At 67.7% G+C, this 12,774-nt stretch carries 12 protein-coding genes and 2 tRNA genes; 5 read left to right on the top strand and 9 right to left on the bottom strand.

The features are described 5' to 3' along the window. The first annotated feature begins 12 nt into the window (after positions 1-12). Positions 13-531, top strand: a complete 519-nt coding sequence (locus BLV57_RS43130; protein ID WP_143047305.1) for a hypothetical protein — start codon at positions 13-15, stop codon at positions 529-531. 367 nt (positions 532-898) lie between these two features. Here BLV57_RS43130 and BLV57_RS42135 read toward each other — a convergent pair. The 5 genes from BLV57_RS42135 to BLV57_RS42115 form a co-directional block, all read right to left on the bottom strand. Continuing rightward, positions 899-972, bottom strand: a tRNA-Arg gene (locus tag BLV57_RS42135). Between the two features lie 42 nt (positions 973-1,014). Continuing rightward, a tRNA-Ser gene (locus BLV57_RS42130) sits at positions 1,015-1,104 on the bottom strand. A 69-nt stretch (positions 1,105-1,173) separates the two neighbouring features. After that, positions 1,174-2,871, bottom strand: coding sequence for a phosphatidylglycerol lysyltransferase domain-containing protein (locus tag BLV57_RS42125; protein WP_091300329.1), 1,698 nt, complete (start codon positions 2,869-2,871; stop codon positions 1,174-1,176). A gap of 6 nt (positions 2,872-2,877) precedes the next feature. Further along, positions 2,878-4,854: an acetoacetate--CoA ligase gene (locus BLV57_RS42120; protein WP_091300298.1), complete on the bottom strand. Its 1,977-nt coding sequence runs from the start codon at positions 4,852-4,854 to the stop codon at positions 2,878-2,880. A 19-nt stretch (positions 4,855-4,873) separates the two neighbouring features. Then, complete coding sequence (locus BLV57_RS42115) at positions 4,874-5,476, bottom strand: dienelactone hydrolase family protein (protein ID WP_091300296.1); 603 nt, start codon at positions 5,474-5,476, stop codon at positions 4,874-4,876. A gap of 96 nt (positions 5,477-5,572) precedes the next feature. Here BLV57_RS42115 and hisC point away from each other — a divergent pair, with 96 nt between their 5' ends. Then, positions 5,573-6,628: a histidinol-phosphate transaminase gene (gene hisC, locus BLV57_RS42110; RefSeq protein WP_091300294.1), complete on the top strand. Its 1,056-nt coding sequence runs from the start codon at positions 5,573-5,575 to the stop codon at positions 6,626-6,628. A gap of 55 nt (positions 6,629-6,683) precedes the next feature. Here the strand turns inward: hisC and BLV57_RS42105 are convergent, their stop codons facing one another. From BLV57_RS42105 to BLV57_RS42095, 3 genes are all read right to left on the bottom strand, one after another. Then, the gene (locus tag BLV57_RS42105) at positions 6,684-7,445 is read right to left on the bottom strand and encodes a sulfite exporter TauE/SafE family protein (RefSeq protein WP_091300290.1); all 762 of its coding nucleotides are present in this window, start codon (positions 7,443-7,445) and stop codon (positions 6,684-6,686) included. A gap of 76 nt (positions 7,446-7,521) precedes the next feature. Further along, positions 7,522-7,959 carry a DUF1203 domain-containing protein gene (locus tag BLV57_RS42100; RefSeq protein ID WP_091300287.1) on the bottom strand — a complete coding sequence of 146 codons (438 nt, stop codon included), beginning with the start codon at positions 7,957-7,959 and terminating at the stop codon, positions 7,522-7,524. Between the two features lie 16 nt (positions 7,960-7,975). Beyond that, positions 7,976-9,274, bottom strand: coding sequence for an MFS transporter (locus tag BLV57_RS42095; protein WP_091300284.1), 1,299 nt, complete (start codon positions 9,272-9,274; stop codon positions 7,976-7,978). 34 nt (positions 9,275-9,308) lie between these two features. Between BLV57_RS42095 and BLV57_RS42090 the strand changes: the two genes are divergently transcribed. Genes BLV57_RS42090 through BLV57_RS42080 form a run of 3 tightly spaced genes read left to right on the top strand, consistent with a single transcriptional unit; the run spans position 9,309 to position 12,358 of the window. Further along, positions 9,309-9,989, top strand: a complete 681-nt coding sequence (locus BLV57_RS42090; protein ID WP_370946147.1) for a FadR/GntR family transcriptional regulator — start codon at positions 9,309-9,311, stop codon at positions 9,987-9,989. A 52-nt stretch (positions 9,990-10,041) separates the two neighbouring features. After that, complete coding sequence (locus tag BLV57_RS42085; protein ID WP_091300275.1) at positions 10,042-10,854, top strand: class I SAM-dependent methyltransferase; 813 nt, start codon at positions 10,042-10,044, stop codon at positions 10,852-10,854. 16 nt (positions 10,855-10,870) lie between these two features. Beyond that, complete coding sequence (locus BLV57_RS42080) at positions 10,871-12,358, top strand: adenylate/guanylate cyclase domain-containing protein (RefSeq protein WP_091300272.1); 1,488 nt, start codon at positions 10,871-10,873, stop codon at positions 12,356-12,358. 86 nt (positions 12,359-12,444) lie between these two features. Here the strand turns inward: BLV57_RS42080 and BLV57_RS42075 are convergent. Further along, a partial coding sequence (locus BLV57_RS42075) for an IS30 family transposase (protein WP_143047304.1) occupies positions 12,445-12,774 on the bottom strand: 330 nt, incomplete at its 5' end.

Raw genomic sequence — 12,774 nt, 5'->3', positions numbered from 1 at the left:
ACGAGGCACCCCATGAAGCGCAAGTCGGGCAAGCGACTTGCGGCCATCGCGCTAGCAGTCGCCCTGGTCGTCACCGGCTGCGATTCAGGCGGCAACAGTCCCGGAGGTGACATGCAACCAACGATCACGCTCGTCGAAGCAGGCAGGAAGGTCGACGAGTACGCAGAGCTTGCTCGTCAAGCTATCGGACCCGACACCAAGTTGGGGAACCCCGACAAGAACTACGACTTCCCTTGCTCGAATGCGGACGGAAGCCCCGCAAAGAACCGGCGCGACGCCAGGGTGAGTTACCAAATTGAAGGGACATCAGTCGAAAAGATACCCGTCTACTTCGACGCAATCCGGGCGTTTTGGGCCAGGTCGGGGTTCGAGGTCAACGACGAAGAAGCGCCAAACCGCTACCTAGGCGGAGTGAACAAGGCAAACGGATTCACGATGGCGTTGAAGAGCAACGACCTCGGCGAGGTCTACCTCAAGGTGTCGTCGCCGTGCGTCTGGCGGAACGGGACTCCGGAACCAGACAAGCCGTAGACAGCAACCTAGTCACCAGGAACAAGGTGAACCACAAAGCGATCGCCAGGTTGGTAGCGATATCCACAGGACTCACGTTGGTCCTCGGGGGTTGCAAGGGCGACACAACAACACTGGCGGAAGCCGGTGCAGTGCTGCCGGGTTCAGTGTTGTCGAGGACGATCCTCAACAAAAGTTCCTGACGGCGGAGAACAAGGCGAACGGATTCCGCATGGGTTTACAGTGCAACGATCTCGGTGAGGTCTACCTCACTGTCTCGTCGCCGTGCGTCTGGCGGAACGGAACCCCGGAGCCAGACAACCCGTAGACAGCAAGAAACCCGCCGGAGAACCGGCGGGTTTCTTGGTACTGCTGTCTCAACCAGACGTGCGCCCGAAGGGATTCGAACCCCTGACCTTCTGATCCGTAGTCAGATGCTCTATCCAGCTGAGCTACGGGCGCTTGTTCAGTTATCAATCTAGCACCTGCCGGAACAGGCACCAGCGGAGGCTCCGGGATTTGAACCCGGGAGGGGGGGTTACCCCCAACCGCATTAGCAGTGCGGCGCCATAGACCAGACTAGGCGAAGCCTCCCAGGCCCAACGACCACTGCGAAGATAGGTTACACACCCCCCGAACGGGCCTGAACATCACCCCCCGTGTCTAGCGCTGCAGCATCCTGAGCAGGGCGGATGGGCGGCCGCCGAGGCCCTCGGCCTCGAAGGCGGCGATGCCGACTCGCGGTAGGTCACGGACTCCGGGGTAGACGAGGTAGCGGGGGACCCAGCGGGGCTGGAACTTGGCGTTGAAGCGGTAGAGGGACTCGATCTGGACCCAGCGGGACATGAGGCGGATGGCGCGCGCCGACACCCTGGCGAAGGGGCCTGCGCCGATGCGGTGGCCTTGCTCCATGACCGCGCGGAAGGCGGCGAAGTTCAGGGAGACGTGGTGAATGTCACGGTGCGGGCAGTCGAGCATGAGCTCCGTGATCATGAGCTCGTTGACGCCGTTGTCGGCCGTTCTGTCGCGCCTCATCACGTCCATGGACAGGCCGTGGGCGCCCCAGGGGACGAACTGGAGGATGCCTCTGATGCGGCCGTGCTGATGAGCCGTCACGAGGACCGAGCCTGGGTCGCCCATGCGGCCCAGTGCCATCGAGAAGCCGCGCTCGGTCGCCGTTCCGCGCCAGTTGGCGGCCAGTGCCACCAGCTCGGCCAGGTCTGGGCCGGAGATCTCCTCGGCGCGCCTTACCTGGACGACGTAGCCCGCCCTGCGGCAGCGGGAGACTGCCTGGCGGACGCCTCGCATCGCTCGGCCGTCCAACCCAAAGCCCTTGGCGTCTACGACGGCCTCGTCGCCGATTTCGAGGACCTCGAGGTCGAAGCGGGCCCAGACCGTCGCTCCCAGCTCGGAGCAGCCCAGGACGGCGGGGATCCAGCCGTGGCGGCGGCAGACGTCGAGGTACTCCTCGATGGCGCCTGGCCAGGCTTCGTGGTCGCCGAGGGGGTCTCCGGAACACATGGCGACGCCGGCGATCACTCGGTACGTCAGCGCGGCCTTGCCGGACTTCGAGAAGACCGCGAACTTGTCGCTGCGGAGCGCGAAGTAGCCCAGGGAGTCTCGGTCGCCGTGCTCGTCCAGCAGGACGCGCAGGCGGGCTATTTCCTCCGGGGACAGGGCCGGTGACGGCTCGGCGGACCTCAGGAGGAAGTAGGCGGCCAGCAACACCGCGGCGATGCCGAACAGCAGCCCTACGGCCGCGCTGAGGTCCTCCATCCACATCACGCGGAAGACGGCGGGACCTGTGACGCCGACCAGTGCGAGGGCGGACTGGGTCACTCGGTCGACGAAACCCAGTGGCTCGAGCACGGCTCGGGAGGCGACCGACAGCAGGGTGAAGTTGATCAAAAACCCAGCTGCGGTGAGCTGGAGGAAGATGCCCAGCGCTCGCCATTTGCCGGTGACCGGGTCGGGCAGCGCGATGAAATACCGCCGGGTCGCGAGCAGCGTGACCAGGAGCGCTCCGGAGACCAGGCCGGGGCCGAAGACGTGGCGCAGGCCGAGGTGGGACACCGTCAACAGCACTGCCGCGCAGACCGCGAGCTGCCAGGCTCGGCGCTTGCGGCGGCGGAGACCGGTGGCCAACAGGACCAGCAGGACTCCCGTTACGAGGACGATCGCGGCCGCCGCCGTGGTGGCGTCCTGGGGTAGCTCGAGCCACTCCGCCATGTGCCCGCGCAACGTCCTGCGTCCCGCGGGCACCAGCACGGAGACCAGCGCCCCCAGCCCGACCAGGCGGGTGACCCAGGTGACGGCGACCACCGACGTCTCCCCTGCCACCCGCACGCGCGCCCCCATCATCACTGCTTACTCCCTGGCGAGCTCCACGAACGGCCGCAACGCGTCGGGGTTGACCAGTGCGTCCCTGCTCACCGCTCGCTCCGGGGCGACCCCGGACAAGATCTTCTTCACGGGTACTTCGCATTTCTTACCGTTCAAGGTGCGCGGGATCTCGGTCACCACGACGAACCGATCAGGTACATGTCGTGGCGACAGCGCCCCCCTGAGCTCCTTGCGCAGCGACGGCTCGACGTCCGCCAGCGATGCCCCGCTCTTCAATACCAGGAAACACAGCAGTTGGCCGTCTTCATTCCCGGCCGCGGAGGTGTCGATGACCAGTGAGTCGGCGACCGAGGCGAAGCCCTCGACGACCCGGTAGAACTCGGCGGTGCCCATGCGGACGCCGCCGCGGTTCAACGTCGAGTCGCTGCGGCCGTAGATGACCGCCGAACCACGCTTGGTGATGCGGATCCAGTCGCCGTGGCGCCAGATGCCCGGGTACATCTCGAAGTAGGCCTCGCGCAGGCGTGAGCCGTCCGGGTCGTTCCAGAAGTAGACCGGCATCGAGGGCATCGGCTGGGTGACGACCAGCTCGCCGACCTCCTCGATCACCGAGTTGCCCGCCTCGTCGAAGGACTCGACGGCCGCGCCCAGCGCGCGGCAGGACAGCTCGCCCAGCCAGACCGGGAGGTCGGGGGACGCGGCCACGAAGGCCGCGCACAGGTCCGTTCCGCCGGAGACCGAGCAGATCTGGACGCTCTTGCCGAACTCGTTGACGAGCCAGCGGAAGCCCTCGACCGACAGCGGCGAGCCCGTCGAGCCGATCGCGCGCAGCGCGGTGAGGTCGTACTTGGACGAGGGCTTGATGCCCTCCTTCAGGCAGCTCTGGATGAACGGCGCCGAGGTGCCGAAGAACGTGACGCGGTGCTGTTCCGCCAAATGCCAGAGCACATTCAGGTCCGGATGGCCGGGGCTGCCGTCGAACAGCACGATCGTGGTGCCGACCAGCAGCCCGGAGATGAGGAAGTTCCACATCATCCAGCCGGTGGTGGTGAACCAGAAGAACCGGTCGCCTGGACCCAGATCACTTTGCAGCGCAAGGGCTTTCAGCAGTTCGATGGTGATGCCGCCGTGGCCGTGGACGATGCCCTTGGGCAGCCCCGTCGTCCCCGACGAGTACAGGACCCACAGCGGGTGCGCGAAGTCGACGGGCTCGAACGCCAGCTCGGCTCCGTCGTGCGCGGCGAGCAGGTCGTCGAAGTCCAGGGTTCCGTCGAGCGAACCGCCGCCGACGTAGTCGATCAGCACGGTTGCTTCGAGTGACGGGATTTGCTCGCGCAGCTGGGAAATCGTCGAGCGGGTGTCGAAAGATCGTCCATTGTAGACGTAGCCGTTGACGGCGACGAGCACCTTCGGCTCGATCTGGGTGAAACGGTCGGAGATCGCGCGGACGCCGAAGTCCGGTGAGCACGACGACCACACCGCGCCCAGGCTGGCCGTGGCGAGGAACGCGACGAGCGTCTGCGGGCAGTTGGGAGCCAATGCGACCACTCGGTCGCCCTTGCCTACGCCCGAAGAGACCAACGCGGCACGGAAAGCCGCGACCTGCGCGCGCAGTTTTCCGTAAGTCAGTTGCCGGGTAAGGCCGTCTTCGCGGTGGAAGATCACCGCGAGCTCGTCGTCGGCCTTCGACGCGCCCGCGACACCGGGTGTCAGCGCGTGCTCGGCGTAGTTCAGCGTGCCGCCGTCGAACCACTTCGCCTGCGGCATCGCCCCGGAAAGGACCTCGCCCGGCTGCTGGTGCCAGCGCATGCCGAGGAACTCCGCCACCGCGGCCCAGAACTCGGGCACGCGCTGGACGGAGAACTCCCATAGCGACTGGTAGTCGTCGACCTCGACGCCGCGCTCGGCCCGCAGCCACTCGCGGAAGGCCTCGATCTTCGTCTCGGACAGGCGGCTCGGCTCAGGGCGCCAGAGCACTTCGGGGGCATCGGCGTTCGTCACCCGCCGATGTTAACCCTCGCTAACGTAAGTGCGCATCAAACCAATTGAGCGTCCGCTGCCAGGCTTCCGCGCCGGCTCCCGGGTCTGAATCGAAGCGGTGGTCGGCGCCCGGATAGCGGACGACGTTGGTCACCACATCGGCCGACGCGGCCGCGTCACGCAGCTGTTCCAGCTCGACGCGGCCTTCCTCGGTACCGGAGTCGCCGTACATCCCGAGCCACGGGCTGGTCAGCTTGCCCGCGATCTCGACCAGGCCTGGCAGCTCGCCGCCGACGCTGACCGCCGCGCCGAGCTTGCGGTGCGAGGCGACCACGAGCGCGGCCGTGCCGCCGATGTCGAAGCCGACGACACCGAGCTGATCGGTGTCGACACCGCGTTCGACCAGCCAATCGAGCGTGCTGTCGGTCGCGTCGAGCACGTCTTCGCGGGTGAGGTTGTCGCCCTCGATGTGGGGTGCGACGGCCAGCCAGCCCTCACCGGCGAGCCCGGCTATGAGCAGCCGCACCCCGTCCGTTACGCCCTCCGCCTCGTGTAGCACGACCAGCCCGCCGCGGACCGCCCCCTCAGGCTCAGCGAAGGTCAGCTGCACACGTTCGTAAACATCGGTGTGGGTGAGGGTCATTCACTTACTCAACCACTGCGAGGTAAACAGGAGAAGGGTTGAGAGATTGCGGATAGGGTGACCGCAATCTCCCTGAGACGAAGAGGAGCTCGCGCTATGTCCGCCGTCCCCACCCGCTCGGATCTCGGCTCGTTGCCGGTGTACGTCCCGGGCCGCACCGTCGAAGGTGCGATCAAGCTCGCCAGCAACGAGGTGCCCGGCGGTCCGCTGCCGAGTGTGGCGAAGGCGATCGTCGAGGCGGCGGCCAACGTCAACCGCTACCCCGACTCCGGCTGCAACGCGCTGAGCGCCCGCATCGCCACCGAGGTCGATTTCCCGGTCTCGCAGATCGCGATCGGCTGCGGCTCGGTCTCGCTGTGCCAGCAGCTCGCGCAGGCCGTCTGCGAGCCTGGCGACGAGGTTCTCTACGCGTGGCGCTCGTTCGAGGCCTACCCCACGGTCACCCAGGTGGCGAACGCGCGCAGCATCAAGGTGCCGCTGACCGCGGGCCACGAGCACGACCTCGACGCCATGCTCGCCGCGATCACCCCGCGCACCAAGGTCGTCTACGTCTGCAACCCCAACAACCCGACCGGGACCGCGGTCCGCCGCGAGGCGCTGGAACGGTTCCTGGACGCCGTGCCGTCCACTGTGCTCGTCGTACTGGACGAGGCGTACCGCGAGTTCGTCACCGACTCCGAGGTGCCGGACGGCCTCGAGTACGTGCGCTCGCGTGAGAACGTCGCCGTGCTGCGGACCTTCTCGAAGGCTTACGGGCTCGCCGGGCTGCGCGTGGGGTACGCCGTCGCGCCGGAGAACATCGCGAAGGCGCTGCGTCAGGTGTACGTCGCGTTCAGCGTGAACATGATCGCGCAGGCGGCGGCGATCGCGTCGCTGGACGCGTCCGACGAGCTGATGGCGCGTGTGAAGGAGATCGTCGGCGAGCGCGAGCGGGTCCGCCGGGAGCTGATCGACGCCGGCTACGACGTGCCGGACACGCAGGCGAACTTCGTCTGGCTGCCGCTGGGCGAGGAGACGCCGAAGTTCGCGGAGTTCGCGCTGGACCACAAGCTCGTGCTGCGGCCGTACGCGACGGACGGCGTGCGCGTGACCATCAGCACGCCCGAGGAGAACGACCTTTTCCTCGAGGCAGCCCGCGCCTACAAGGCCTGACCGGGATAAAGCGGGCTTTATCCCGGTCAGGGATAAAGCCCGCTTTATCCCGTTTCTACTTCAGGATGAGCTGGACCATGGCGGCGAGGCCGACCGCGACGATCACGCCGCGCAGCACGGTCGGCGAGAGCTTGCGGCCGATCTTGGCGCCCAGCTGGCCGCCGATGGCCGAGCTCACCGCGAGGATCGCGACCACCGGCCAGCTGATCGGCGCGACGAAGGCGTAAATCAGCCCGGCGATGGTGTTCACCACGGCCGACAGGACGTTCTTGACGCCGTTCAGGCGTTGCAGCGACTCCGAAAGCAGCATCCCCATCACGGCGACGAGCATCACGCCCTGCGCGGCCGTGAAGTACCCGCCGTAGATGCCGATCAGGAAGATGAAGAACAGCAGCAGCGGCCCGATCTTGTGCTCGCCGCCGTTCGCCTCGCGGCGCTTCGTGATCCACTTCGACACCTTCGGCTGCACGATCACCAGCACCACGGCCATCCCGACCAGCACGGGGACGACGGTCTCGAACGCGTCTTTCGGCAGGGAGAGCAGCAGGATCGTGCCGCCGATCGCGCCGAAGAACGACGCGATGGACATCCGGAGCACCTCGGGCCAGTAGCCCTTGAGCTCGTCGCGGTAGCCGATCGCGCCGCTGATCGTGCCGGGCGCGAGACCGATCGCGTTGGACGTCGTCGCGGTCAGCGGCGGGTACCCGAGCGCGACCAGCACCGGGAAGGTCACCAGGGTGCCGGAGCCCACGACCGTGTTGATGGTGCCCGCCCAGATGCCGGCGACTCCGATGATCACCGCGTGCCACCACGTCATAGCTCGCAGGCTAGGTGGGATGATCCCTTGGCGCTTAGCGAGTGTGTCTGGTCAGACAGCGAGTGTGGCGAGTCACTCACCTCACCGTGAAGAGATAGCACCCCGCCTTGGCACTGCGGACGTGGACATAGTCGGCGTCCGCCAGAAGCTCCGTGAGCGCCGCGTCGGCGTCCACGCCCTCGATCCGCCGCTCGGCCACCTGCTCGCGCCCGGCGCGGTAAGCGTCGAGTACCAGGGAGTGGCGTCGGAATTCGGGCGGGAACGTCTCATGCGCCGCGTAGGGCGCGCACTCCCCCTCGTGCACGAAGATCGGTCCGGGGAGCGGGATGTCCTCCTGGCCGCGAAAAGCGTCGTAGGTGAACAGGATCCGGCGGTCTTCGATCATGGTGAGGCACAGACGGCACGGCGAGGTGCCGTCGACGTCCTCCGCAGAGGCGGGGTGCCCGTAGTCGGGAGCGAGCAGCGTGGCGCGGACTTCCTTGGCGACGGATTCTTCAATCGGCACAACGTTCATGCCTCAATACTCGTGATCAGCCAACGGGCGTGCTGGCGGCTTTCGGACGCGACGTTTCACCCAGCACGGTGGCCAGCAGCGCACCCGTGATCATCACCAGGCCGATGGTCACCAGTCCCCATTTGCTCGACCCGAACAGGCCCGTCATCCAGCCGACCCAGTACGGACCGAGGAAGCCGGACAGGTTGCCGACCGAGTTGACCACGCCGATCCCGCCAGCCACCGCGGCGCCGGACAGGAACGCGGGCAGCAGCTTCCAGAACGACGGGAACGCCGCCATCACGCCGATCGCGCAGAGGCACAGCCCGACGTAGCCCAGCCACGGCGAGAGGAACGCCGAGCCGGTCAGCGCGACGCCGCCGACGACCATCGGGAGCACGGTGTAGCGCACGGTCCGGCCGTCGCGGTCGCCGTGACGTCCCCACCAGACCATCGCGACCGCGCCGACCGCGTACGGCAGGGCGGTGAGCAGCGTGACCACGAAGTTGTCCGCGATCTCGAGGTTGGCCTTGAGGATGGTCGGCATCCAGAAACCCAGGCCGTACAAGCCGAAGACGATCGCGAAGTACACCATCCCCAGCCCGAGCACCCGGGGATGCAGCAGCGCGCGCCGCACCGGCATCGGCTCGATCAAGGCGTGCTCGGCGGCCAGCTCCTCCTTGAGCCACAAGCGTTCCTCGCTGGTGAGCCAGGTCGCGTGCGACGGGCGGTCCGGCATCAGCCAGAACAGCAGCAGGCCGAGCAGCACGGACGGCACGCCTTCGGTGAGGAACAGCCAGCGCCAGCCGCTGAGTCCCCACAGGCCGTCCAGCTTGAGCAGCAGCCCGCCGAGCGGCGCGCCCAGCGCGGTCGAGAGCGGCACCGCGACCATGAACAGCCCGGTGACCGTGCCGCGGCGCGAAGAAGGGAACCAGTAAGTCAGGTACAGGATCATCCCGGGGAAGAACCCGGCTTCGGCGACACCGAGCAGGAAGCGCACCACGTAGAAGCCAGTCTCGCCTTGGATCAGCGCGCCGGCGGCCGCGACCAGGCCCCAGACGATCATGATCCTGGCCATCCACCGGCTGGCGCCGACGCGATGCATGATCAGGTTGCTCGGCGCGTCGAGCAGGACATAGCCGACGAACAGCAGGCCTGCGCCGAATCCGTAGACCTGCGAGGAGAACCCGAGCTCGGCGTTCATGGTCAGCGCGGCAACGCTGAGATTGGTCCGGTCCAGGTACGCGAAGAAGTAACAGAGGGCCATCAGCGGCACGAGGCGCCGTGTCGCCTTGCCCAACGCGCTTCTGGCGATCGGGTCGAGGCTCGGCCGCATGCCTCGGAAAGTAACACCTGGCAAGATTTCGCGCGTGACCGAACAGGTATGGAGCGCGACCGTCGACCGGCTGCGCGCGCTGATCGACTCCGGCGAGCTGCCGCCGGGATCGCGCCTGCCTGCCGAACGGGCGCTGTGCGACCAGCTGGGCATCAGCCGGGGTTCGCTGCGGCAGGCGCTGCGGGTGCTCGACTCGATCGGCTACGTGCAGATCCGCGCGGGCTCGGGCACGTACGTCCGCGAGGCGGAGCGCAAACCTTTGCGCACCTGGTTCGCCGAGCACGAGCAGCTCGTCGAAAAGCTCTTCGACCTGCGCACGACCGTCGAGCCGACGCTCGCGGAGCGGCTCGCCGAGCACCACTCCCCTCGCGTGGTGGCGAAGCTCGAAGCCAACGTCGCCGAGATGGAGCAGGCCGCGGCCGACGGCGACATGCTGCGCGTCATCGCCACCGACGCCGAGTTCCACCGGGTGATCGCGGTCAACGCGGGCGACGACGACGTCGCCGACCTGCTGCGCTCGGTGCTCTCGCTGGTCGGCGAGGAACGGCGCGCGGCGCTGCGGTTGCCTGGCCAGATCCGCAAGGCCGTCTGCGAGCACCGGGAGATCCTCGAGGCGATCACGCGGTCGGACGCGGCCGCGGCGCGCGAGGCGACCCTGCGCCATCTGGTTGAGGCGAAGCTCTCAATGCACGACTTCGCCGCCACCGACTCGTAGGAGTACAGTTTTCAGAAGAACGTGAAACTTCTGAATCCAGTGGGGGCTCGCGATGGAAAAGGTTCACTTCACCGAAGACCAGTCGACCAATCTCGCCACGCTGTACGGCCGCGCGCTCGACAGCGAGCTGCCCGACCCGTTCCTCGGCGATCCGACCGCGCGCGAGGCGATCAGCAAGATCGACTACGACTTCGGCAAGTTCAAGATGGGCACCGACGAGGCACTGTCCGTCGCCATGCGCGCGAAGCCGTTCGACGACTGGACCAGGGAGTTCCTGGCGGCGAACCCCGAGGCGACCGTGCTGCACCTCGGCGCGGGCATGGACAGCCGGGTGTTCCGGATCGACCCGGCGCCGACCGTGCGCTGGTTCGACGTCGACTTCCCCGACGTCATCGCGCTGCGCGAGCGGATCTACCCGTCGCGTCCCGGGTACCAGACCATCGCGTCCTCGGTCACCGATCCGGCCTGGCTGGACGAGATCCCGGCGGACCGGCCGACGCTGGTCGTCGCCGAGGGCCTGCTGATGTACCTCGACCCGGCCGACGGCGAGGCGCTGCTGCGGCGGCTGGTCGACCGCTTCCCGCGCGGCGAGATGGTGTTCGACGTCATGAGCAAGCTCGCGATCAAGCTGCAGAAGCTCAACCCGGTCGTCCGGCGGGCGGGCGCGACGCTGCGCTGGGGTGTCGAAGACCCGCACGAGCTGGAGAAACTCGGCCTCGACCTGCGGACCGCGTGGGACGTGAGCCACTTCGCCGAGCCGGAGCTGGTGTCGCATTTCAGCGCCAAGTACCGACTGCAGTTCAAGGTCGCGACGCGCATCCCGGCGTTCCGGAACTTCGCGCACCTGCTGCGGTACCGCTACTAGGCAATACGATCACGGCGTGCGCAAACCCGCTCATCTCGGGAGGTTCCGGCTCGTACTCCGCACCAGCCTCGGCTTCGCCGCGCTGGGGCTGGGGTCCAGTGTGTGCGGATCCGGCGTCGTCGCGCTGCTGCTGTTCTTCGAAGGGTCGCCGAGTCAGCTCGGCGACCGGTCCTGGGTGCTCGGCGCCACCGCGGCCGGGCTGGTCGCGGTGTCCCTTGTGGTCGGTTCACTGTGGACGGCCTGGCTGCAGCGCCGTACCGCGATCTGGTTCGTGCTCGGCAGGCCGCCGACCGAGAGCGAGGCGCGGCTCGCGCTGCGGCTGCCGGTCGACATGGCGATCGTCAGCGGCACGCTCTGGCTGATCGGGACGATCGTGCTCGGCACGCTCTCGTACGTGCTCGGCGCCGGCGAAGAGGCGTTCGCGGTGGCGTTGACCATCCTCCTGGGCGGGCTGACCACGGTCGGGCTGACCTATCTCGCCGCCGAATGGGTCGCGCGGCCGGTGATGACGATCGCGCTGAAGGTGTTGCCGCCGACGGGTTCGCTGCCGGTGACCGTGTTGCGCAGGCTGGTGCTGACCTGGGCGCTGGCCAGTGGCGTGCCGCTGCTCGGCGTGCTGCTGGTGAGCTCGCCGCCGGAGCTGATCGGCGAGGGCAACCACACGGCGTCGCTGATCATGCTGTCGGTGATCGGCCTGGTGGTCGGCGCGCTCGGCACCGCGCTGCTCGCCCGCGCGGTCGCGGCGCCGCTGCACCGGCTGCGGATCGCGCTCAACCAGGTCGCGCGCGGCAGCACGGACGTCTCGGTGCCGGTCGACGACTCGTCGGAGATCGGCATGCTCCAGACCTCGGTCAACGACCTGGTCGCGGGCCTGCGCGAGCAGGACCGCATGCGCGACCTCTTCGGCCGCCACGTCGGCGCGGACGTCGCCAGGCACGCGCTGGAGTTCGGCGCCTCGCTGTCCGGCGACGTGCGCGAGGTGGTCGCGCTCTTCGTCGACGTCGTCGACTCGACGGCGTTGGCCTACCGCACCCCGCCCGAGGAGCTGGTCACGAAGCTGAACCGGCTGTTCACGAGCGTGTTCGACGAGGTCAACGCCCGCGGCGGGCTGCTGAACAAGTTCGCGGGCGACGCGGCGCTGTGCATCTTCGGCGCGCCTACCCGCCTGGCCGACCCGGCGACCTCGGCCCTGTCCGCGGCCCGCGCGATCCGGGACGCGGTCTTGGACTGGGGCGAGCTGGACCTCGGCATCGGCGTCGCCTCCGGCCCCGTCTTCGCAGGTCAGCTGGGCACGAGCAGCCGCCTCGAGTACACGGTCATCGGCGACGCGGTCAACGAAGCGGCCCGCCTGACCGAGCACGCCAAAACGGTCCCCGGCCGCATCCTGGCCAGCGAGGCCGTCCTCAAAGCCTGCACCTCAAGCGAGCGCACCCTCTGGACCCCCGACGGCGACCTCGAACTCCGAGGCCGCCAAGTCCCGACCCCCACCTGGACGACCACCTAGGCACTTGGCCCCAAAGTCACTCTCGGGACATGCCATACCCCGAAAGCCACTTTCGTCAGGTGCCATACCCCGAAAGCCAGGTGGTTTCAACTGGTTGTTGCAAGTAGTGCTTTGTCTAGTGCTTGTGCTGGTGTGAGCAGGCCGAGTGTAGGGCGTGGTCGGGTGTTGAGGCGGAGGGCGACGGTGTCGCAGTGGGTTTGGGTGAGGTGGCGCAGGTCTGAGCTTTTGGGCCAGTACTGGCGTAGCAGGCCGTTGGTGTTTTCGTTGCTGCCGCGTTCCCAGGGGCTGTGTGGGTTGCAGAAGTAGACCTGCAGGCCGGTGTCGAGGGTGAACTGGGCGTGCTGGGCCATCTCGTTGCCTTGGTCCCAGGTCAGTGATCGTTTCAGTGCGGCGGGCAGGGTGGCGATCATGCTGGT

This window comes from Amycolatopsis xylanica (assembly GCF_900107045.1).
GTDB classification, from domain to species: domain Bacteria; phylum Actinomycetota; class Actinomycetes; order Mycobacteriales; family Pseudonocardiaceae; genus Amycolatopsis; species Amycolatopsis xylanica.
The sequence above is the reverse complement of the archived record's forward strand: the minus strand, read 5'-3'. Positions and strand labels throughout refer to the sequence as shown.

What these genes read in the sequence shown, in the direction of transcription:
- BLV57_RS42115 (WP_091300296.1), bottom strand. Translation starts at nt 5,476, where the DNA reads ATGACCCTCACCCACACCGATGTTTACGAACGTGTGCAGCTGACCTTC.
- BLV57_RS42085 (WP_091300275.1), top strand. Translation starts at nt 10,042, where the DNA reads ATGGAAAAGGTTCACTTCACCGAAGACCAGTCGACCAATCTCGCCACG.
- hisC (WP_091300294.1), top strand. Translation starts at nt 5,573, where the DNA reads ATGTCCGCCGTCCCCACCCGCTCGGATCTCGGCTCGTTGCCGGTGTAC.
- BLV57_RS42125 (WP_091300329.1), bottom strand. Translation starts at nt 2,871, where the DNA reads ATGATGGGGGCGCGCGTGCGGGTGGCAGGGGAGACGTCGGTGGTCGCC.
- BLV57_RS42095 (WP_091300284.1), bottom strand. Translation starts at nt 9,274, where the DNA reads ATGCGGCCGAGCCTCGACCCGATCGCCAGAAGCGCGTTGGGCAAGGCG.
- BLV57_RS42105 (WP_091300290.1), bottom strand. Translation starts at nt 7,445, where the DNA reads ATGACGTGGTGGCACGCGGTGATCATCGGAGTCGCCGGCATCTGGGCG.
- BLV57_RS42100 (WP_091300287.1), bottom strand. Translation starts at nt 7,959, where the DNA reads ATGAACGTTGTGCCGATTGAAGAATCCGTCGCCAAGGAAGTCCGCGCC.
- BLV57_RS43130 (WP_143047305.1), top strand. Translation starts at nt 13, where the DNA reads ATGAAGCGCAAGTCGGGCAAGCGACTTGCGGCCATCGCGCTAGCAGTC.